Origin of the sequence: Mycolicibacter acidiphilus (assembly GCF_018455725.1) — a bacterium.
Taxonomy (GTDB): domain Bacteria; phylum Actinomycetota; class Actinomycetes; order Mycobacteriales; family Mycobacteriaceae; genus Mycobacterium; species Mycobacterium acidiphilum.
In genome coordinates, this window is the sequence record NZ_JAHCLR010000005.1 from 46,803 (window position 1) to 65,793 (window position 18,991).

The following is an 18,991-nucleotide window of genomic DNA, read 5'->3' on the forward strand; positions in this document are numbered from 1 at the left end:
TGCGCCATCCCGATCATCCAAGGCGGTATGCCGCCACTTCCGATCTGCGGGCCAGTCATTCAGATCACTCCTTCTCGTCCAAGATGTCGTCGCCGGTCAGCCGTGTCGGTGATCGCCGGATGCCTCACCAGTCGTCATCGATGTCTTCGTCGCCGAAATCTTGATCCAGCGGCGCGGGTGCGGCCATGGCGACCCGGGAACTGCCGGTGGTGCCTCGGGTGCCTGCCATGCCGCCGGTACCGCCGGCGCCGGTTCCGCCGGCGCCCACCGGGGCGGACCCGCCGCCGACGCGGGCACCCGACGCGGCACCGGCCGGTGCCGGGGCGGTGGCGGTGGCGTTCGTGGTGTGGCCGATCAGGCTGCCCATCAACGGGGTGCGTGCGGCGCCGCCGCCGGAGCCGCCCGGCAACCCGCCGCGCGCCATGCCGGCACCGGCCTTCGGCCCGGTGCCGCCGGTCAGCGGATGGTTCGAGAACGGTGACAGGCCCTTGCTCCCGCCGCCCTTGCCGAACATAGAGGTCATCTGCTGGATCGGCTGCATCAGCTGCTGCATGCCCTGCCCGCCGCCGCCCATCTTGCCGAGCTGCTGCGGCAGTTTGCCGACCTGCTGCGTCATCTGGCTGACCATCTGCATCATCTGCTGCGGGTTGCCGCTGCCGGGCATCTCCGGCATGCCGGAGGCCGGAACGCCCAGGTCGCCGCCGAGTTGAGCCGTGCCCGTGGTGACGTGCTCGATGTTCTGGGCCAGGCCCTGCGCCACATACGCCTGTATTTTGGCGTATATCTCCGGTCCGAATCCTCCACCGGAGAGCGCCGCCTGGCACTGCTGTTCGACCTGCTGGGCGGTCATGTTGAGCATGCTCTTCGTCTGGAAGACGACCTGCTCCATCCGGCGCAGCTTGTTCGCGATGGCCGACGCCTGCGTGGCGTTCACCTCGTGGCCGTTGATGATCGCGCTGGCCTCGTGTGAGGCCGCATCGGACCCCTGACCGCTCCATGAGGTGTTCTGCATCGCCAACTGGCCCTGCAGTTGCGGCACGACTACGCCCCGCAGATGCATGGCGAGGGCCTCGAACATTTCGGCCGTCGCGCCGAGCAGGTCTTCGTCCATGGTCACCCAGGCCGGCCCCAGCAGAGTTTGAGAGCCGAATGTGCTGGTCTCAGGCATCTGCCCCATGCGACTCCGGTCTCCTTATTCGCGAAAAACCCACTCGGATGTCCAACATTACCGCTTGCCGCACCCCGGTACGCGCAGCAATTCCAGCGCCGATGGTGCCGTCGGCGCGGCTGCTGCCATCCTCATGGGCATGACTGTGACCATGACCGAGCCCACCCAGCGCCCCAGCAGCAGTGCGCCGCTGGTGTGGGCGCTGATCGGGGCGGTGCCGTGGCTGCTGCTGGCACTGCTGCAGCTGGGCTGGGCACTGGTCGACCCGCGATTCCCGGAACTGCACGTGCTGGCGCTGGTGCTGACCGTTCTCGGGCTGCTGGTGGCGGTGCTGGTGGCGCCGATCTGGCGGTACCGGGTGCACCGGTGGGACATCAGCGACCAGGCGGTGTACACCCGCACCGGCTGGCTGGTGCAGGAGCGCCGGATCGCGCCGATCTCCCGGGTGCAGACCGTCGACACCTACCGCGGACCGCTGGACCGGCTGCTCGGGCTGTCGAACGTGCGGGTGACGACGGCGTCGTCGGCCGGGGCGGTGCACATCGTCGCGCTGGACGTCCCGGTCGCCGACCGGATCGTCGCGCAACTCACCGAGATCGCCGCGCTCGAGGCTGGGGACGCCACATGAGCGAGCCCGCCTGGCAGCGGCTGAGCCCGCGGATGCTGGTGGTGCACCCGCTGCACGAGTTGCTGCGTGAGCTGCCGCTGCTGGCCGCCGCGGTGTTCTTCGGCTCCACCACCGGCAACCAGTCGTGGGTGGCGGCGGTGGTGGGGGTGATCGCGGTGGTCGGCGTGCTGCGCTGGGTGACCACCACCTACCGGATCGACCCCGACCCGCAGGGCCGGGTGCAGCTGCGCTCCGGGGTGCTGCGCCGACGGGTGCTCTCCGTGCCGCGCAACCGGATCCGCTCGGTGGAGACCGAGGCCCGGCTGCTGCACCGGCTGCTGGGGTTGACAGTGCTGCGGGTCAGCACCGGACAGCACGCGACCGAGGACAGCGCGTTCGAGCTGAACGCCGTCGAGACCGAGCGGGTGCCGGCGCTGCGCGAGCTGCTGCTGGCGACCGCCGGGCAGGCCGATGCCGCATCGGTCGGGGAGTCGACCCTGCTGGCCCGGTGGCAGCCGTCGTGGCTGCGGTACACCCCGCTGAGCCTGTCCGGGCTGGTGACGATCTTCGCCGCGGCCGGGGCGGTGTACCAGTCCGGGATCTGGGCGGCGCTGCAGGATTCGCCGGTGGGGAAGTCCTGGCTGGACGCCGTGGAACGGTTCGGGGTGCAGCAGAGCACGGCGGTGCTGGTCGCGGTGCTGGTGGTGGTGGCGATGCTGCTGGCGGTGCTGCGCTCGCTGATCACCTACGGAAACCTGGTGCTGACCCGCCGGTCCGGTGAACCCGGCGGTTCAGCGAGCCTCGACGAAGGAGAGGCGACACTGGGACCGCCGTATGGACCCGGCGGTTCAGCGAGCCTCGACGACGGAGAGGCGACACTGGGACCGCCGTATGAACCCGCGGATGTGCTGGAGCTTCGGTACGGCCTGCTGCGGGTGCGCCAGCACAGCTACGACATGCGCCGGCTGCGGGGCGGCACGCTGCGCCGGCCGCTGCTGGTGCGGCTGTTCGGCGGGGCCCGGCTGGATGCGGCGATGACGGGTGTCACCGGCGCCGGGGAGTCGTCGATCCTGTTGCCGCCGTGCCCGTTTCCCACCGCCGAGACCGTGCTGACCGGGCTGGTCGGTGACGCCGACGCGGTCAGCGGCCCGGTGCGAAGGCATGGTCCGGTGGCTGCGCGGCGGCGCTGGACGCGGGCGATGATGCTGCCGGTCGCGGCCGGTGCGGCGCTGGGCGCAGCCGCGATGACAGCAGAGGTCCCGGCCTGGTGGTGGGCGGGCTGGGCGGTGCTGACGGTGGCCTGCGCGCTGCTGGCCGCCGACCGGGTGCGCGTGCTGGGCCACCGCGTCGACGAGCACTGGCTGGTGGCGGCCACCGGCAGCTGGGAGCAGCGTCGCTACTGCCTGGCCACCGCCGGGATCGTCGGCTGGACGGTGCGGCAGAGCTGGTTTCAGCGCCGGGCCGGGGTCGCCACCCTGATCGCGGCCACCGCCGCCGGGGTGAAGGCCTACCGGGTGCTCGACGTGCCGGTCGAGTGGGCGTGGTCGGTGGCGGCGACGGCCTCGCCGTGGGTGGCCGAGAGTCGCTGGGCGAGCTGACCCGCCAGTCGGTGAGCGTGCGGTTTCATCCGCCTGCACTTGGGCGATGTGTAGCAAACCGCACGTTCGGTGCGGCCCAACGTTAGTTCGCGTCCGCCCGGCGCTTCGGGAACTGGAAGATCGTCCAGTACAGGACGCCGATCATGATGCCGCCGCCGACGATGTTGCCGAGCGTCACCGGGATCAGGTTGTGCTCGATGAAGTTTGTCCAGGTGACGTTGGCGAATTTCGCCTTGTCCAGGCCGGTCGAGGTCCAGAAGTCCGCGCCGGCCTCGTCTTTGATCAGGATGCCCAGCGGAACCATGAACATGTTCGCGACGCAGTGCTCGAAGCCGGAGGCGACGAACAGGGCGATCGGCATCGTCACCGCCATCACCTTGTCGGTGGTGCTGCGCCCGCCGTAGGCCGCCCACACCGCCAGGCAGACCATCAGGTTGCACAGGATGCCGAGGCAGAACGCCTCCGACCAGGTGTGGTGGACCTTCATGTTGGCGGTGTTGAGCACCACCGCACCCCAGCCGCCCTTGGCGTTGTGCCAGCTGCCGCCGAAGAACACCAGCGCCACCATGGTCAGGGCGCCGAGGAAGTTCGCGACGTAGACCACCACCCAGTTGGACAGCAGCTGCGGCGTGCTGATCCGGCCGCTGGCCCGCGCGGTGAGCGTCATCGTCGACGAGGTGAACAGGTCGGCGCCGGTGAGCACCACCAGCGCCAGGCCGGTGGCGAAGACGAAACCGCCGAGCACCTTGGCGATGCCCCACGGCATCGCGTCCGCGCCGACCTGGCTGGTGATGTAGAAGATGAAGCCCAGCGCGATGTAGGCGCCGGCGGTCAGGCCCAGCAGGAACGACTTGTGCGGCGGGTAGGTCGCCTTGGCGAACAGCGCGTCCTCGGCGGCCTGCGCCATCTGCGGCGGGGTCAGCATCGCGACGTGGTGCGGTTCGATGGAGTTCGCTGCGGAGTGCGCGACCATATGCGGGGCCTCTCGGGTGCATCGGTGGGGTGTCGTCGACGCGGCGACGTCGTCGGTCACTCTAACGAGACGACAGCGAATTCAGAGATGCCTCGAAGGGACGTCGCAGTGCCTTGGCATCGACTTCACAGCAAGTCGGATTCGGTTCAGAGCTGCCGGATCGCGACGATCCGTGCGCGCAGCTGATCGCCGGTCGCCGCCGCCACCGGCGGCCCCCCGCAGATCCGGCGCAACTCGTTGTGGATCCAGCCGTGTGGCTTGCCCAGCCGGTGATGCGCCGCTGACACCAGCGCGTTGAGTTCGGACCGCAGTTCGCGCAGCTCCCCGTACCGCGTCGTCGCCGTCGTCACCGGTGCCGTGCCGCCGACGGCCGCCTTGCTCCGGCGGTCCAACTGCTCCTCCTGGCGCCGGCTGAGCAGGTCACGCATCTGAGTGGGGTCGAGCAGCCCGGGGATGCCCAGGTAGTCGGCCTCCTCCTCGCTGCCGGCCGGCGTGGCGGTGCCGAACGAGGCGCCGTCGAAGATCACCTGATCCAACTCGGCGTCCGCGCCGAGGGACTCGAAGGCGTTCTCCTGCTCGGTCTTCTCGTCTTTGCGGCGCTCGGCCTCGGCGTACTCGTCGCGCTCGTTCTCCCGGTGCGGTTTGCCCAGCACGTGGTTGCGCTGCTGCTCCAACTCGCTGGCCAGGCCCAGCAGGTTCGGCACCGACGGCAGGAAGATGCTGGCCGTCTCACCCGGTCGCCGGGACCGCACGAACCGGCCGATGGCCTGGGCGAAGAACAGCGGCGTCGACGCGCTGGTGGCGTAGACACCCACCGCCAGCCGGGGCACGTCGACGCCCTCGGAGACCATTCGCACCGCGACCAGCCAGCGGGTGGTGGCCGCGGAGAACGCCGCGATCTTGTCCGAGGCGGTGGGATCGTCGGAGAGCACCACGGTGGGTTCCTCGCCGGTCTGCCGCTTCAACAGCACCGCGTAGGCGCGCGCCGCCTTCTGGTCGGAGGCGATGATCATGCCGCCGGCGTCGTCCATGCCGCCCGCCCGCAGCTGACGCAGCCGGGTGTCGGCGGCGGCGATCACCGCCGGCATCCACTCGCCGGCCGGGTCCAGCGCGGTGCGCCACGCCCGCGCGGTGTGCTCGGCGGTCAGCGGCTCACCGAGCCGGGCCGCGTGCTCCTCGCCGGCGCTGTCCCGCCAGCGGGCCTCCCCGGAGTAGGCCATGAACATCACCGGGCGCACCACGCCGTCGGCCAGCGCGTCGGTGTAGCCGTAGCTGTCGTCGGCCACCGACCGTAGCGCGCCGGAACTGTCCGGCTCGTAGTTGATGAACGGGATCGGGCTGTCGTCGCTGCGGAACGGCGTCCCGGTCAGCGCCAGCCGGCGGGTGGCGTCGGAGAACGCCTCCCGGATGCCGTCGCCCCAGCTTTTCGCGTCGCCGCCGTGGTGGATCTCGTCGAAGATCACCAGGGTTTTCGCGTCCTCGGTGCGGACCCGGTGCCGGGTGGGGTGGCTGGCGACCTGGGCGTAGGTGACGACGACGCCGTGATACTCCGAACTGGTCTGCGACGACGAGTTGGAGAACCGCGGGTCCAGGGCGATGCCGTGGCCGGCGGCCGCGTTCGCCCACTGGATCTTCAGATGCTCGGTGGGGACCACGATCGTGATCCGCTCGACGGTCCGGTCGCCGAGCAGTTCGGCGACGATCCGCAGCGCGAACGTGGTCTTGCCGGCGCCGGGGGTGGCGACCATCAGGAAATCGCGGGGTTTGGCGGTCAGATACCGCACCAGCGCCCGGCGTTGCCAGCTCCGCAGTGTCCCGGTGCCAGGTGCTGCCTCAACCGACACCCAAGATCTCCCCTCTGATCGAGATGCAGTCTAAGGCAAGCGGATAGCATCGCCTGCGTGTCCACCCGGGAGTCGGAAGCGGTTCGCGTCGAGCGGCTGCTCGACGCGCAGGCCAAGGCCGTGCAGCTGTTCGACGAGATCGAACGCCGCGCCCTGGTGCGCCCCGGCGTCGGCGAGCGGGACCTGTCCGACGAGATTCAGAGCCTGGCCGAGGAGATGTTCGGGGTGACCCGGCACTGGCACCGGCGGATCGTGCGGGCGGGGCCGAACACGCTGCTGCCGTTCCACGCCAACCCACCGGATCGGGTGCTTCTCGACGACGACATCGCGTTCCTGGACCTGGGTCCGATCTTCGAGGCGTGGGAGGCGGACTTCGGCCGCACCTTCGTCCTCGGCGACGACCCCGACAAGCACGCCATCCGCGACGCACTGCCGCGGGTGTGGCAGGCCGGGCGGGCGTTCTTCGCGGCGCAGCCGGAGATCACCGGTGCGCAGCTCTACGCCCACGTCGTGGACTTGGCCCGCGCCGAGGGGTTCGAGTTCGGCGCGCCGATCGCCGGACATCTGGTGGGGGAGTTCCCGCACAAGAAGATCTCCGGCGACGACGCCGCGTCCTACATCACCCCCGGCTCGGATCACCCGATGCGGCGGACGGACCCGACCGGGCGGGCCTGCCACTGGATTCTCGAGGTGCACCTGGCCAACCCGGCGCGCGGGTTCGGCGGCTTCTGCGAGGAGTTGCTGGATCTGTGAGGCGGTGGGCGGTGATCGCCGGGTGGGCTGTCGGCGCGCTGATCGCCGCGGGCGCGCTGCTGCTGGGTCTGGTGTTCGTTTTCGGCTATTTCTTCATGCCGGGCATGGACGATCTCGGTGCACATCCGATGACGCCGAAGACCGCGGCCTGGGCGATGCACGATCGGAAGGTCGTCATACCCGCCGGGTTCACCTTCGAGGAGGGGACCGAGTTCCGCGAATTCGTCGGCGCCAACGGCTACGTCGCGCGCTACCGGGTCGGCGGCGACTTCGACGCGGCGGTGCGTGCTGTCGCTTCGGCCAATCCGGATTTCCCCGCTCCGCGCCGGACGTCGTGCGCCGACGAGATCGTCGTGACGGCCTACCCGGGTCTGCCCTGGTTCAGCTGCGACGACGGCACACGGGTGTCGGTCACAACCCGCACTGTCAGCGGAGTCGACGTCGCAGTCGACCACTACCACGGCACCCCGCCGGGTGCTGTAACCCTGCTGGTGGCCGACGCCGGTGGCGGGATGGAGCTGTTCGTGCTGGCCGCCGGGAGCTGACTCGCTGCGGGTTAGCCTCGATCTGTGAGGTGGGCTCACCGATAGGCGTCGCTGCGTTTGGCGACCGTGAAGATGAGGATCACCGATTCGTCGTCGTCGACGTGGTAGACGATGCGGTACTGCCCGAACCGGATGCGCCAGTCGTCATGGGCACCGACGAGTTTCTTCGCGCCGGCCGGGCGGGGGTTCTCAGCGAGGTCGATGATCGCGAGCAGCGCCGTCTCGAAGGCGTCTCGCGGTAGCCGCTGCAGCTGTTTGAGGACGTCCGGGTGGAAGGTGATCCTCACGGCGCCGCGATCGCCTCAGCACTGACTCCCAGGGCGTCGAGCATCTCCGACATCGACATCGTGGTGAAATCGCTGGCTCGCATGGCCTGCAGACGCAGGGCGTCGGCGACGTCGGCGTGCTCGTGCAGTCGCTCGTAGTCGGCCATCGAGATGATCACCGCGACCTCGCTGCCGCTGTCGGTGATGATCGCCTCCTCGCCGGTTGTTGCGACGCCGCGGATGATGACGCCGAGCTGCGACCGCAAGTCCCGCAGGCTGTGTGTACTCATGTTGAACATGTTATCCGAAATCGGTCGTCGAACACTGGGCTGTCCTTGCACTCTCCCAGGTCGAGTGCTAAGAATGGACGTTGGCACTCACGACCGGTGAGTGCTAGGTCGGGTCGGTGAGGTCGGGGCAGAGCACAGCCTCGATCGTCCGTCGCGGGCACTGCGCCCGGCCCAGAACGTGTCATCCCCTAACCGGAGGAATCACTTCGCAATGGCCAAGCAAATTGCGTATGACGAAGAGGCCCGTCGCGGCCTGGAGCGGGGCCTGAACGCCCTCGCCGACGCCGTCAAGGTGACGCTGGGGCCCAAGGGCCGCAACGTCGTCCTGGAGAAGAAGTGGGGCGCCCCCACGATCACCAACGATGGTGTGTCCATCGCCAAGGAGATCGACCTGGAGGACCCCTACGAGAAGATCGGCGCCGAGCTGGTCAAAGAGGTCGCCAAGAAGACCGACGACGTCGCGGGTGACGGCACCACCACCGCCACCGTGCTGGCCCAGGCCCTGGTCCGCGAGGGCCTGCGCAACGTGGCCGCCGGCGCCAACCCGCTGGGCCTGAAGCGCGGCATCGAGAAGGCCGTCGAGAAGGTCACCGAGACCCTGCTCAAGGACGCCAAGGACGTCGAGACCAAGGAGCAGATCGCGGCCACCGCCGGGATCTCCGCCGGCGACCAGTCCATCGGCGACCTGATCGCCGAGGCGATGGACAAGGTCGGCAACGAGGGTGTCATCACCGTCGAGGAGTCCAACACCTTCGGCCTGCAGCTGGAGCTCACCGAGGGCATGCGCTTCGACAAGGGCTACATCTCGGGCTACTTCGTCACCGACGCCGACCGTCAGGAAGCGGTCCTGGAGGACCCGTACATCCTGCTGGTCAGCTCCAAGGTGTCGACGGTCAAGGACCTGCTGCCCCTGCTGGAGAAGGTCATCCAGGGCGGCAAGCCGCTGCTGATCATCGCCGAGGACGTCGAGGGCGAGGCGCTCTCCACGCTGGTCGTCAACAAGATCCGCGGCACCTTCAAGTCCGTCGCCGTCAAGGCCCCGGGCTTCGGTGACCGTCGCAAGGCGATGCTGCAGGACATGGCGATCCTCACCGGTGGCCAGGTCATCAGCGAAGAGGTCGGCCTGTCGCTGGAGAGCGCCGACATCGCGCTGCTGGGCAAGGCCCGCAAGATCGTCGTCACCAAGGACGAGACCACGATCGTCGAGGGTGCCGGTGACGCCGAGGCCATCGCCGGGCGGGTCTCGCAGATCCGTGCCGAGATCGAGAACAGCGACTCCGACTACGACCGCGAGAAGCTGCAGGAGCGCCTGGCCAAGCTGGCCGGCGGTGTTGCGGTGATCAAGGCCGGGGCTGCCACCGAGGTGGAGCTCAAGGAGCGCAAGCACCGCATCGAGGACGCCGTGCGCAACGCCAAGGCCGCCGTCGAGGAGGGCATCGTCGCCGGTGGTGGCGTGGCCCTGCTGCAGGTCGCCCCGACGCTGGACGAGCTCAAGCTCGAGGGTGACGAGGCCACCGGCGCCAACATCGTCAAGGTTGCGCTGTCGGCCCCGCTGAAGCAGATCGCCTTCAACGCCGGCCTGGAGCCGGGCGTTGTCGCCGAGAAGGTCTCCAACTCGCCCGCCGGCACCGGCCTCAACGCCGCCACCGGCGTGTACGAGGACCTGCTGAAGGCCGGCGTCGCCGACCCGGTGAAGGTGACCCGTTCGGCGCTGCAGAACGCAGCCTCGATCGCGGCGCTGTTCCTGACCACCGAGGCCGTCGTGGCCGACAAGCCGGAGAAGGCGGCGGCTCCGGCCGGCGACCCGACCGGTGGCATGGGTGGCATGGACTTCTAAGTCCTGCGCTTCACGAGAAGGCCCGGTCTGCTTCGGCAGGCCGGGCTTTTTCGATGGGATCCATTGCGGCAGTACCCAATTGACAGTCGTTCCACAGCGGATGAACCTTGCTCGCAATTGCGAACAAGACCTACGTTCGCACAGTCGTATCTCAGTGGGTACTTATAAGCGTCCGGATCGAAGGGAATGTAGTTGAAGCGTATTGCCTGGGGAGTTATCGGCGGGGGAGCCGTTGTCGCGGCGTTCGCGGGTGCAGCGGCGGCCAACGCCACCGGCGGCGACTGGACCGCGGACTACGACGTCAAGGATGCCCAGTTCGTCGCCACCCCGGGTTACTCCTATGAGCCGTGGTGGCAGCTGCCCGTCACCTTCACGCACGGAACCGGCGCGGACGCGACGACCCTGACCGGCACCGAATATCTCGAGGTCTCGCCCTTGGGGCTCGATGAACGCTTCGTCACCAGCGGCGGGGCGAGCTACGGCGTGCTGCACGACCTGCCGGGCCTCACCCAGTTGGCCTACAACCCCGGCGCCGGTGACCCGGGTGTCGGGGTGTTCGAGACCCCCTTCGGTGACCTGAAGCGGTCACTGCCCGCGCAGCCTTCCGCGCCGGATTCCGATGTGTCACCGCCGACTTCGTCGCCGGTGACGCCGCCCAGCATCCAGGACGCGCTCGGGATGGGCGGCGGCGGGACGACGACCTGGACCGGGGGGATGGCCGACCACGCGACCCTCACGCCGCTGGAGACCTCGAGCTCCGCGCTGGTGTGGTCGGCGCCCGCCACCTTCACCGACGGCACCGGGCCAGATGCGCCGGTGCTGACCGGTACCGAGTACGTGTCGTCGTCGACCGACGCCGAGTTCGTCACCGACTCCGGCACCGTCTTCGCCCAGGACAACTGGGGCAGTGGCTTCGTCAACCTCTACTACGACCCGGCCAACGGCCCGGCGCAGGACGAACTCGAGACGATGTTCGGCAACCTCAACCTGTCGCCGTTCGCGTCGTTGCTCGCCCCGACCGTTGTCTCCGACCTGACGGCGCCGTCGTTGCCGGCCGATATCCCGGACGCTGACATGTTCAGCGCGCTGGACCTCGGTCTGCCGTCGGCGTAATCGGTAGCTGAGCGCAGTGCGGCCCGGTCCCTTTCGCGGGGCCGAGCCGTCACCGTTTCGGCAGCGTATGACCAGCGAATTCCCAGCAAAGTAATTTGGCTTCCAGGTTAGAGAACGGTTACTTTTCCTTAGCTGCGGGGCGGAGAGTCCCGGCTGACTGAGGAGTGATCGATGAAGCGCGTGGCATGGGGGATCGTCGTCGGTGGAGCCGTTGCGGCGGCGTTCGCGGGTTCGGCGACGGCCAACGCCGACTCCGCGTCGTGGGTACCGGACTACAGCGTCGACAATGCCAAGCTGTTTCTGGGCCCAGACCAGACCTCGGCGGCCTGGGAACTGCCGGACACCAGCTTCACGCACGGCACCGGCGCCGACGCGGTCACCCTGACCGGAACGGACTACATCACGAAGTCGGCCGGTGGGTTCAACGACCAGTTCATCACCAACACTGGGGCCATGTACGAGCAGGATCAGCTGGGCGGTGGGTTCACCAACCTGTTCTACGACGACGGCGCCGGCCATATCGTCGACACCATGAAGACCCCGTTCGGCAACGTCGACCTGTCGTCGCTGGGAACGTCGCTGCTGCCAGGAGCCTTTGACGCGACGACCTCGCCGGCGGCGCCGGTCGGTGATGCGTTCATCGGCGCCGCGCTGGGGCTGTACAAGGACGCTGACGCTACGTGGACCGGTGGCGACGACCACGACGCTCTGACCGCACTGCAAGCCCCGGACTCCTCGTCGCTGATCTGGTCTGCACCGGCTACGTTCACCAGCAACGGCGCCGACGCGACGACGCTGACGGGGACTGAGTACATCCTGTCTCCGACCAACACCGAGTTCATCGACAAGGCCGGTGACGTCTTCGACCAGCACCTGCTGTCGGGCGGCATTTTCGGGGTCGACAACCTGTACTACGACCCGGTCAACGGACCCGCGGTGGACGTGCTGCACTCGGCCTTTGGCAACTTCGACATCTCGCCGCTCGCCTCCTGGTTCGCCCCGACGGTGGACGTCTCCGATCTGACCGCGGCCTCCCCGGTGAGCGACCTGACCGACGCTGGCCTGTACAGCGCGCTGGACCTGGGGCTCCCGACCCCGTAGCTGGTATCGACCGTGCGGTTTCATTCGTAACGCCCGAGAGGCGGCGGATGAAACCGCACGGTCGATCACGGGGCAGGATGTCGCGTATGGAAATCGTCCTGCTGGGCACCGGCAGCGCCGACGGCTGGCCCAACCCGTTCTGCCGCTGCGCGTCCTGCCGGTCGGCCGCTGACGCCGGGCTGATCCGCGCCCAGAGCGCCGCCCTGATCGACGACGTCCTGATGCTGGACTGCGGCCCGGAGGCGCCGCGTGCCGCCCTGCACCACGGACGGTCGCTGGCCGGCGTGCGCTACATCCTGTTCACGCACGGCCACCCCGACCACGTCGGCCCGATGGCCCTGCTGATGCGGCACTGGCTGCGCCTCGACGAGCCGCTGGAGGTGATCGGCCCGGCCAGTGCACTGGAGCAGTGCAAGATCTGGATCGGAGTCGACGACCCGGTGATCTTCCGCCCGGTGGTCGCGGGTGATGACGTCCTGGTCGGCGACTACCGAGTGCGGGTGCTGGCCGCCGAGCACGGCGCCGACCTGAAGTTCCACGGCGACGGCGACCATGCGGTGCTCTACGACGTTTCCCGCGACGGCAAGCGCCTCCTGTGGGCCACCGACACCGGTCCGCTGTCCGATGCCACCCACGCCGCGCTGGCCGGTGCGGCCTTCGACGCGGTGTTCCTGGAGGAGACGTTCGGAACCTGGCCCGAGCACGGCACCGAGCATCACGACCTGACCTCGTTCGCCGCGACGGTTGCCGAGCTGCGGTCCTCGGGGGCCGTCGTCGAGCGCACCGACGTCGTCGCGATCCACCTGGGGCATCACAACCCGCCAGAAGCGGAACTGGCTGCGGCCCTGACGGTTTCGGGGGCGCACCCGGGACGCGACGGTGACGTGGTGCGGGTTGGCTCGGGTGTGCGACCGGTGACGCGCACCCTGGTGACCGGTGGTGCGCGCTCCGGCAAATCCGCCTACGCCGAAGCACTGTTCGCCGGCGAGGCGGCGGTGACGTACCTGGCGACCGGCGGTGTGCGAGAAGGCGATCCGGAGTGGGCCGAGCGAATCAAGCTGCACCGGCAGCGACGCCCGTCGTCGTGGCGCACCGTCGAAACCGTGGATGTGGCAACGCAATTGCGCGACCCCGAAACGCCGTTGCTCATCGACTGTCTGGGCACCTGGCTGACTGCCCGGATGGATCAGCACCGGGTGTGGGACACCGGCACGCTCGACGGCGTCTACGCCGACATCGACGAACTGGTGGCAGCCTGGCGTGACTGCCCGGTCACGGTGGTCGCCGTCAGCAACGAGGTCGGCAGTGGCGTGGTGCCGGCCACCGCGTCCGGACGCCAATTCCGTGACACGCTCGGCGTGCTCAACGCGCGGATCGCCGCGACGTCGCAGGACGTGGTGCTGATGGTGGCCGGCCGGCCGCTCAGGCTTGCTGCGGAGTGAGCTTGAGGTCCATGCAGTCGCTGTAGCAAGGGGTTTCACCCGGAGAGGCCGGGGTGGCGACCCGGATCAGCACCGCACGGCTCGGCACGAACGTCAGACTGGCCAGAGCGTCGTCACCGGGGGTGCCCGGGTCGGTCACCTGCGCCACACCGTCGCAGATCACTGTGTACTCGCCGGGGGTGACCGGCGGCCACAGCACGGTGACGTCCTTGCTGCGGGCCAGGTTCGCCCGGCTCTTGCGCCCGCCGATCGCGGTGACGTGGATGGTGTCGCCCTTGAGGACCGGCATCACCGGCACCGGGTTGGGGTGCCCGCTTTCCATCACGGTGATCAGGTAGGCGTAGTCCCGGCCGGCGAGCTTCTCGGCGAGCTGGGCGAAATCGACGTTGGAGGTCATGCGGCCAGCCTAGCCAGGCAGATCGAACCGGTGACAGGGCCGAATGGCAGCCCTAGGTCAATTGCACGCAGTCGTAGGCGCCGAAGGCGCTCGGCGGGGCGTCTGCCGGCAGCGGCCGGTGCAGCAGCGCCTTGGTGGGACGTACCCGCACCGGGGATTCCGGGTCGTCGGATAGTTCGGCCTCGCCGTCGACCAGCAGGGAGTACTCGGTGACGTCGCGGGCTGGGAAAGCCAGCGTGACGGCGGGGTGCGCGGTCAGGTTCGCCCAGCCGTGCCGGCCCACCGGGCCGATGTCGAACAGCCCGTCGGCGTAGCTCGGGGTGACCGCCGTGGTGTGGGCGCGGTGGTCGTCACCGACGGTGACCAGGAAGGCGAACGAGTAGTCCCTGGCCAGGGTGGCCACCCGGTCCAGATCAACGGTCTTTCCCATGGGATCGAGGGTAGTGGGACCGGCTCTAGACGGCTGCGCGGTCTGGTGTAACACTATGACGCACGTAACAGGAGCATGTGAATGATCCTGACTTCACACTGAGAGGTCCTGGATTGAGTGCTCTGCGCGATCTGCTTGCCCCGTCCCGGCTGACCCACGTGGTGGATGTGGGGGCGAAGGCCGGCCACGGCAACCCGCCCTACGCAACACTCATGGCACAGGGGGAGTGCCATGTGACGGGGTTCGAACCGCAACCGCACGCCCTGGCCGACCTGCTGGCCAAGTGCGGGCCGAACGAGAATTACCTCCCGTACGCGGTTGGTGACGGCGGTGAGCACACCCTCAACCTGTGCCGTAGCGACGGGATGACGAGCCTGCTGACGCCCATTCCAGAGAACCTGGGACTGCTCGGGAACCTGGGTCTCTGCGCGGAGGTCGTGCAGCGCGTGCCGGTGCAGACCCAGCGCCTCGACGACATCCCCGAGATCGAACACCTCGACTTCCTGAAGATCGACATCCAGGGCGGCGAGCTCGCGGTCTTCCAGAACGGCCGGCAGAAGCTTGCCGAATGCGTGGCGATTCAGACCGAGGTCTCCTTCGCCCCGGGCTACGAGGGGCAGCCCTCGATGGGCGACATCGACGTGGAACTGCGCAGCCAGGGATTCATCCCGCACTGCTTCGCTGAGATCCACAAGCAGCCGATCCTGCCGGTGCGCCGGCCGTGTAACCAGATCTTCGACGCCGACCTGGTGTACGTCCGCGACTTCTTCCGCCCCGACGAGATGACCGACGAGCAGCTGAAACACCTTGCCCTGGTGGCACATCACTGCTACAAGTCCTTCGACCTGGCGATCCGCTGCGTGCAGTTGCTTGAGGAGCGCGGCGCAGTGGAGGTCGGCACGTTGCGGCGGTACACCGAAGCTCCCATCGGCGTGCGGTAGCGCAGAAATGGAAAACGTCGTGGATGCACGTGTGTCAGTGTCCGAGTCAGGTGATGGCTTGATGGACACGTCGGACTATCTCTTTCCTGGCGAACTGAAGGTCACCGATGTTCCGTTGACGAAGATGCTGCTGGTCGGCTCCTGCCTCAGTGAAGCATATGTAACTCAACTTAAAGAATTCGATGCTGATCTTCAAATTGATTACATATTATTCAACAATGCGCGTAAATTGCCGGAGTTGAATTCAGATCAACTCAACGCTTATCAACTTCAATATATTCAAATTCCGTTGCGTGTGGTGTTGACCGATCGTGTCGTCCGCGTTTTTGACCTGGATCGGGCTGGGGGATTTTCCTCGATCCTTGATGATGCGCGAACGATCCTCGCCGCCATGTTGGAGGCTGCGATGGTCTACAACAAGCAGGCCGGAATTCTGACGCTGGTTGCTAATTTTTTTGTGCCGCAAGGGAATGTGGCGCCGAGCCTCGCTGACCAGGCTGGTGACGCAGACTTGTCGCTGCTGGTTGTCGAGTTGAACCGGACGTTGGCGCAGCTGGTGCGGACGTATGGAAACGCCTATGTGGCAGATGTCGAGGGTTTGGCGAACTCGTTCGGAAAACGAAATTTCCTGGATGATCCGGTGTCGTTCTATAGCCACGGTGCAGTCCTTGGCAGTCACCCGTGGCTGAATTTCATCGATTGGAGTGAGCATTTAAATTACCCGCCTTGGGCGACATCGAGCCTGGGTCGTATCGAGTCGGCTCCCAATCTTTCTGGAATGTATCGGTTGCAATCCAAGTCTTTCTACAGGCTTGTGCTCGACCAAATCAGGCATCTGCACCGAATTGCTCTACAGGCCGACCAGGTGAAGGTAGTCATCTTCGATCTCGATGACACGATGTGGTGCGGGCAGATTGCCGAGCATTATGAGAATGGACGAGCCTGGCCTGATATATATACTTTTCCACCAGGGATTTGGGAAGCTATCCAGCACCTCCGCCGGCGCGGTATCGCCGTAGCGGTGTGCTCGAAGAACGACGAGGCGCTGGTGCGCGAACGCTGGTCGCGTGCGGTCCCGTTGCCGTGGGTATCCCTCGATGACTTCGTCGTCGTCAAGATCAACTGGAACCGCAAGTCGGAGAACGTAAAGGCGATCCTCGCCGAACTGAATCTGACTGCAAAGAGCGCGGTGTTCGTCGACGACAACCCGGTTGAACGCGCCGAGGTGCTGGCCAATGTACCCGGGGTGCGGGCGATCGGTGGCAACCCTTTCACGACCCGCCGGATTCTGCTGTGGTCGTCGGAGACTCAACGCAGCAGGATGAGCAGCGAGTCACTGAACCGCGAGGACTCTTATCGCAGCATCGTGGCGCGGAACGCTGAAGCCGCATCGATGGATCGGGAGACATTCCTGCAAGGCCTGCAGATCCGCATCGACCTCGATGTGGTCACCGACGTCGACTCGCCACTGCTGCCGCGGGTGTTGGAGTTGGCGAACAAGACCACCCAGTTCAACACGACCGGTCTGCAGTGGACGATGCCGGAGTTGACCGCATTGATCGCGAACAACGGCAGTGTCTACGCGTTCAGCGTGCAGGACAAGTTCTCCGACTACGGCCTCGTGGGTGCGGTGTTCGTAAACAATCGCGAGGCCGACGACCTGATCGTGCAATATGTGATGAGCTGCCGTGTCCTCGGGATGGACGTTGAAGTCGATGCGCTGCAACGGGTCGTGCGAGCGGCTCGCCACCGACGGCCCGGGCGAACCATCGGTGGACTGGTCAAGATGGCCGAGGCCAACACCCCGTGTCGAGACGTCTTTGTGCGCGCGGGATTTCAGCCGACGGTCAAAGAGGGCGTCTTCGTCATTCCGCGCGGCGTCGCGGAGTGACCCGAACCCGCGCCGGACTGGTCCCGGGCTCACCTCGGCGATGGTAATTGAATGGCATTTTCCCACTACGGCGGTATGCTGATTTCATGCACGTGACAGTGGACCGGGCGGGTCGGGTCGTCATCCCCAAGTCGCTGCGCGTCGCGCTGGGCATCACGCCGGACACGCCGCTTGAACTGATCCCAGACGGGGCCGGCCTGCGAATCGAACTGGTCCGTAAAGCAGAGCGTGCGGTCGACGTCAGTGATGGCCTCCCACTGCTGGGCAGCGTCGACGGGGCCGTCTTGACCGACGCTGATGTGCGTCGACTTCGTGATGACAGCCAGCGCTGAGCGATGGGCGTGTGACACCAGCGTCGCCGTCGCCGCCTTGGACTCCACGCATGAGGCGCACGCGGCCTGCCGTCAAGCCCTGCTGATGTTCCGTCCGGCGCTCGCCGGGCATGCCGTGTTCGAGACCTACTCGGTCCTGACCCGACTGCCACTGCCGCTGCGGTTGAGCGCAAGACAGGCGGAATCAGTGCTGACGCGGGCATTTCCGGATGACTGCTGGCTCGCAGCAGCCGAAACCCGTGAGTTCCGAGTCAGACTGGGCGAACTCGATATCGTCGGGGGAGCGGTTTACGACGCGCTCGTCGGCCAGGCCGCCGCCGTCAATCAACGCGTCCTGCTCACCCGTGATCGACGAGCCGAACGCACCTACCGTCTGCTCGATGTCGACTACCGGTTCGTCGACTGAACCGCCACCACGCGACTCGGCGGTCCACCACACTGGAGACATGGAATTCCGCTACCTGGGCAACTCCGGCCTGCAGATCTCCGCGATCACCTACGGCAACTGGCTCACCCACGGCTCACAGATCGAGAACGACGTCGCCACCGCCTGCGTGCACGCCGCACTCGACGCCGGCGTCACCACGTTCGACACCGCCGACGTCTACGCCAACGGCCGCGCCGAGGAGGTGCTGGGCGCCGCGCTGAAGGGCCAGCGTCGTCAATCGGTGGAGATCTTCACCAAGGTGTACTGGCCGACCGGTCCGGACCCCAAGGGCCGCAACGACACCGGGCTGTCGCGCAAGCACATCATGGAGAGCATCGACGGGTCGCTGCGCCGCCTCGGCACCGACTATGTCGACCTCTACCAGGCGCACCGCTACGACCTGTTCACCCCGCTGGAGGAGACGATGCAGGCCTTCGCCGACGTCGTCCGGGCCGGCAAGGCGCTCTACATCGGGGTCAGCGAGTGGACCGGCGAGCAGATCCGTGCCGCGCACGCACTGGCCCGTCAACTCGGGGTGTCGCTGATCTCCAGTCAGCCGCAGTACTCGATGCTGTGGCGGGTGATCGAACCCGAGGTGGTGCCGGTCTGCCGGGAACTGGGCCTGAGTCAGATCGTCTGGTCGCCGATGGCGCAGGGCGTGCTGTCCGGCAAGTACCGGCCCGGCCAGCCGCCGCCGGCCGGGTCGCGCGCCACCGACGCCCACGGTGGTGCCGACATGATCAAACGTTTCCTCAACGACGACCTGCTGACCCGGGTGCAGCAGCTACACCCGATCGCCGACGAGCTCGGGCTGTCGATGGCGCAGCTCGCGATCGCCTGGGTGCTGCAGAACGACAACGTCGCCGCCGCCCTCGTGGGGGCATCGCGGCCGGAACAGGTCGCCGAGAACGTCAAAGCCGCCGGGGTGACGATCCCGCCGGAGCTGCTGGCCCGCATCGACGCGGCGCTGGGCGACGCCGTCACCGCCGACCCGGCGATTGTCGCGAAATCGACCATGACCAAGCGGCTCATCTAG

At 67.4% G+C, this 18,991-nt stretch carries 20 protein-coding genes; 13 read left to right on the forward strand and 7 right to left on the reverse strand.

Translation table 11 applies throughout. The features are described from left to right. Positions 1 to 124: 124 nt before the first annotated feature. A complete protein-coding gene (locus tag KIH27_RS04320; RefSeq protein ID WP_250149559.1) occupies positions 125 to 1,168 on the reverse strand; it encodes a hypothetical protein in 1,044 nt (347 codons plus the stop codon). Positions 1,169 to 1,301: 133 nt separating this feature from the next. Here KIH27_RS04320 and KIH27_RS04325 point away from each other — a divergent pair, with 133 nt between their 5' ends. Together KIH27_RS04325 and KIH27_RS04330 are read left to right on the forward strand one after the other, a co-directional pair. Continuing rightward, complete coding sequence (locus tag KIH27_RS04325) at positions 1,302 to 1,796, forward strand: PH domain-containing protein (RefSeq protein ID WP_250149573.1); 495 nt, start codon at positions 1,302 to 1,304, stop codon at positions 1,794 to 1,796. Further along, complete coding sequence (locus KIH27_RS04330) at positions 1,793 to 3,373, forward strand: PH domain-containing protein (protein WP_214091701.1); 1,581 nt, start codon at positions 1,793 to 1,795, stop codon at positions 3,371 to 3,373. The genes KIH27_RS04325 and KIH27_RS04330 overlap by 4 nt, the downstream gene beginning before the upstream one ends. Positions 3,374 to 3,455: 82 nt before the next feature. Here the strand turns inward: KIH27_RS04330 and focA are convergent, their stop codons facing one another. Both focA and KIH27_RS04340 read right to left on the reverse strand, forming a co-directional pair. Beyond that, the gene (focA, locus tag KIH27_RS04335; protein ID WP_214091702.1) at positions 3,456 to 4,346 is read right to left on the reverse strand and encodes a formate transporter FocA; all 891 of its coding nucleotides are present in this window, start codon (positions 4,344 to 4,346) and stop codon (positions 3,456 to 3,458) included. A 146-nt stretch (positions 4,347 to 4,492) separates the two neighbouring features. Continuing rightward, positions 4,493 to 6,190, reverse strand: coding sequence for a DEAD/DEAH box helicase (locus tag KIH27_RS04340; RefSeq protein WP_214091703.1), 1,698 nt, complete (start codon positions 6,188 to 6,190; stop codon positions 4,493 to 4,495). Between the two features lie 57 nt (positions 6,191 to 6,247). On the opposite strand from KIH27_RS04340, the gene KIH27_RS04345 reads away from it, so the two are divergent. Together KIH27_RS04345 and KIH27_RS04350 are read left to right on the forward strand one after the other, a co-directional pair. Further along, positions 6,248 to 6,943: a M24 family metallopeptidase gene (locus tag KIH27_RS04345; RefSeq protein ID WP_214091704.1), complete on the forward strand. Its 696-nt coding sequence runs from the start codon at positions 6,248 to 6,250 to the stop codon at positions 6,941 to 6,943. An 11-nt stretch (positions 6,944 to 6,954) separates the two neighbouring features. Then, positions 6,955 to 7,488: a hypothetical protein gene (locus KIH27_RS04350; RefSeq protein WP_214091705.1), complete on the forward strand. Its 534-nt coding sequence runs from the start codon at positions 6,955 to 6,957 to the stop codon at positions 7,486 to 7,488. A gap of 35 nt (positions 7,489 to 7,523) precedes the next feature. Here the strand turns inward: KIH27_RS04350 and KIH27_RS04355 are convergent, their stop codons facing one another. Both KIH27_RS04355 and KIH27_RS04360 read right to left on the reverse strand, forming a co-directional pair. Then, positions 7,524 to 7,775 carry a type II toxin-antitoxin system RelE family toxin gene (locus KIH27_RS04355; protein WP_214091706.1) on the reverse strand — a complete coding sequence of 84 codons (252 nt, stop codon included), beginning with the start codon at positions 7,773 to 7,775 and terminating at the stop codon, positions 7,524 to 7,526. Then, entirely contained in the window at positions 7,772 to 8,044 is a 273-nt protein-coding gene (locus KIH27_RS04360) for a type II toxin-antitoxin system Phd/YefM family antitoxin (protein WP_214091707.1), read from the reverse strand. Before KIH27_RS04360 ends, KIH27_RS04355 begins: the two co-directional genes overlap by 4 nt. A 211-nt stretch (positions 8,045 to 8,255) precedes the next feature. Here KIH27_RS04360 and groL point away from each other — a divergent pair, with 211 nt between their 5' ends. From groL to cobU, 4 genes are all read left to right on the forward strand, one after another. After that, positions 8,256 to 9,881 (forward strand): chaperonin GroEL, encoded by a 1,626-nt coding sequence (groL, locus tag KIH27_RS04365; RefSeq protein ID WP_214091708.1) that lies wholly within the window; start codon positions 8,256 to 8,258, stop codon positions 9,879 to 9,881. Positions 9,882 to 10,073: 192 nt separating this feature from the next. Then, complete coding sequence (locus KIH27_RS04370; protein ID WP_214091709.1) at positions 10,074 to 10,994, forward strand: hypothetical protein; 921 nt, start codon at positions 10,074 to 10,076, stop codon at positions 10,992 to 10,994. A gap of 171 nt (positions 10,995 to 11,165) precedes the next feature. Further along, positions 11,166 to 12,095, forward strand: coding sequence for a hypothetical protein (locus KIH27_RS04375; RefSeq protein WP_214091710.1), 930 nt, complete (start codon positions 11,166 to 11,168; stop codon positions 12,093 to 12,095). An 86-nt stretch (positions 12,096 to 12,181) separates the two neighbouring features. Further along, complete coding sequence (cobU, locus tag KIH27_RS04380) at positions 12,182 to 13,537, forward strand: bifunctional adenosylcobinamide kinase/adenosylcobinamide-phosphate guanylyltransferase (protein WP_214091711.1); 1,356 nt, start codon at positions 12,182 to 12,184, stop codon at positions 13,535 to 13,537. On the opposite strand, the gene KIH27_RS04385 is transcribed toward cobU, so the two are convergent. Both KIH27_RS04385 and KIH27_RS04390 read right to left on the reverse strand, forming a co-directional pair. After that, the gene (locus KIH27_RS04385) at positions 13,518 to 13,934 is read right to left on the reverse strand and encodes a pyridoxamine 5'-phosphate oxidase family protein (RefSeq protein WP_214091712.1); all 417 of its coding nucleotides are present in this window, start codon (positions 13,932 to 13,934) and stop codon (positions 13,518 to 13,520) included. The two genes, cobU and KIH27_RS04385, sit on opposite strands and share 20 nt — an antisense overlap. A gap of 52 nt (positions 13,935 to 13,986) precedes the next feature. Further along, positions 13,987 to 14,364 carry a pyridoxamine 5'-phosphate oxidase family protein gene (locus KIH27_RS04390; protein ID WP_214091713.1) on the reverse strand — a complete coding sequence of 126 codons (378 nt, stop codon included), beginning with the start codon at positions 14,362 to 14,364 and terminating at the stop codon, positions 13,987 to 13,989. Positions 14,365 to 14,477: 113 nt separating this feature from the next. Here KIH27_RS04390 and KIH27_RS04395 point away from each other — a divergent pair, with 113 nt between their 5' ends. The 5 genes from KIH27_RS04395 (at position 14,478) to KIH27_RS04415 (ending at position 18,991) form a co-directional block, all read left to right on the forward strand. Beyond that, positions 14,478 to 15,305, forward strand: a complete 828-nt coding sequence (locus KIH27_RS04395; protein WP_250149560.1) for an FkbM family methyltransferase — start codon at positions 14,478 to 14,480, stop codon at positions 15,303 to 15,305. A 61-nt stretch (positions 15,306 to 15,366) separates the two neighbouring features. Beyond that, positions 15,367 to 17,196, forward strand: a complete 1,830-nt coding sequence (locus KIH27_RS04400; RefSeq protein WP_214091714.1) for an HAD-IIIC family phosphatase — start codon at positions 15,367 to 15,369, stop codon at positions 17,194 to 17,196. Positions 17,197 to 17,282: 86 nt separating this feature from the next. Further along, on the forward strand, positions 17,283 to 17,528 hold the full coding sequence (locus tag KIH27_RS04405; RefSeq protein WP_214091715.1) for an AbrB/MazE/SpoVT family DNA-binding domain-containing protein: 246 nt from the start codon (positions 17,283 to 17,285) through the stop codon (positions 17,526 to 17,528). Continuing rightward, the gene (locus KIH27_RS04410) at positions 17,494 to 17,934 is read left to right on the forward strand and encodes a PIN domain-containing protein (RefSeq protein ID WP_250149561.1); all 441 of its coding nucleotides are present in this window, start codon (positions 17,494 to 17,496) and stop codon (positions 17,932 to 17,934) included. Before KIH27_RS04405 ends, KIH27_RS04410 begins: the two co-directional genes overlap by 35 nt. Before the next feature lie 40 nt (positions 17,935 to 17,974). After that, on the forward strand, positions 17,975 to 18,991 hold the full coding sequence (locus KIH27_RS04415; protein ID WP_214091716.1) for an aldo/keto reductase family protein: 1,017 nt from the start codon (positions 17,975 to 17,977) through the stop codon (positions 18,989 to 18,991).

Bases quoted from the DNA above. Each gene is read 5' to 3' on its own strand.
- KIH27_RS04320 (WP_250149559.1), bottom strand. From the start codon at position 1,168: ATGCCTGAGACCAGCACATTCGGCTCTCAAACTCTGCTGGGGCCGGCC.
- KIH27_RS04325 (WP_250149573.1), top strand. From the start codon at position 1,302: ATGGGCATGACTGTGACCATGACCGAGCCCACCCAGCGCCCCAGCAGC.
- KIH27_RS04330 (WP_214091701.1), top strand. From the start codon at position 1,793: ATGAGCGAGCCCGCCTGGCAGCGGCTGAGCCCGCGGATGCTGGTGGTG.
- focA (WP_214091702.1), bottom strand. From the start codon at position 4,346: ATGGTCGCGCACTCCGCAGCGAACTCCATCGAACCGCACCACGTCGCG.
- KIH27_RS04360 (WP_214091707.1), bottom strand. From the start codon at position 8,044: ATGAGTACACACAGCCTGCGGGACTTGCGGTCGCAGCTCGGCGTCATC.
- groL (WP_214091708.1), top strand. From the start codon at position 8,256: ATGGCCAAGCAAATTGCGTATGACGAAGAGGCCCGTCGCGGCCTGGAG.
- KIH27_RS04375 (WP_214091710.1), top strand. From the start codon at position 11,166: ATGAAGCGCGTGGCATGGGGGATCGTCGTCGGTGGAGCCGTTGCGGCG.
- cobU (WP_214091711.1), top strand. From the start codon at position 12,182: ATGGAAATCGTCCTGCTGGGCACCGGCAGCGCCGACGGCTGGCCCAAC.
- KIH27_RS04385 (WP_214091712.1), bottom strand. From the start codon at position 13,934: ATGACCTCCAACGTCGATTTCGCCCAGCTCGCCGAGAAGCTCGCCGGC.
- KIH27_RS04390 (WP_214091713.1), bottom strand. From the start codon at position 14,364: ATGGGAAAGACCGTTGATCTGGACCGGGTGGCCACCCTGGCCAGGGAC.
- KIH27_RS04400 (WP_214091714.1), top strand. From the start codon at position 15,367: ATGGACACGTCGGACTATCTCTTTCCTGGCGAACTGAAGGTCACCGAT.
- KIH27_RS04405 (WP_214091715.1), top strand. From the start codon at position 17,283: ATGCACGTGACAGTGGACCGGGCGGGTCGGGTCGTCATCCCCAAGTCG.
- KIH27_RS04410 (WP_250149561.1), top strand. From the start codon at position 17,494: ATGTGCGTCGACTTCGTGATGACAGCCAGCGCTGAGCGATGGGCGTGT.
- KIH27_RS04415 (WP_214091716.1), top strand. From the start codon at position 17,975: ATGGAATTCCGCTACCTGGGCAACTCCGGCCTGCAGATCTCCGCGATC.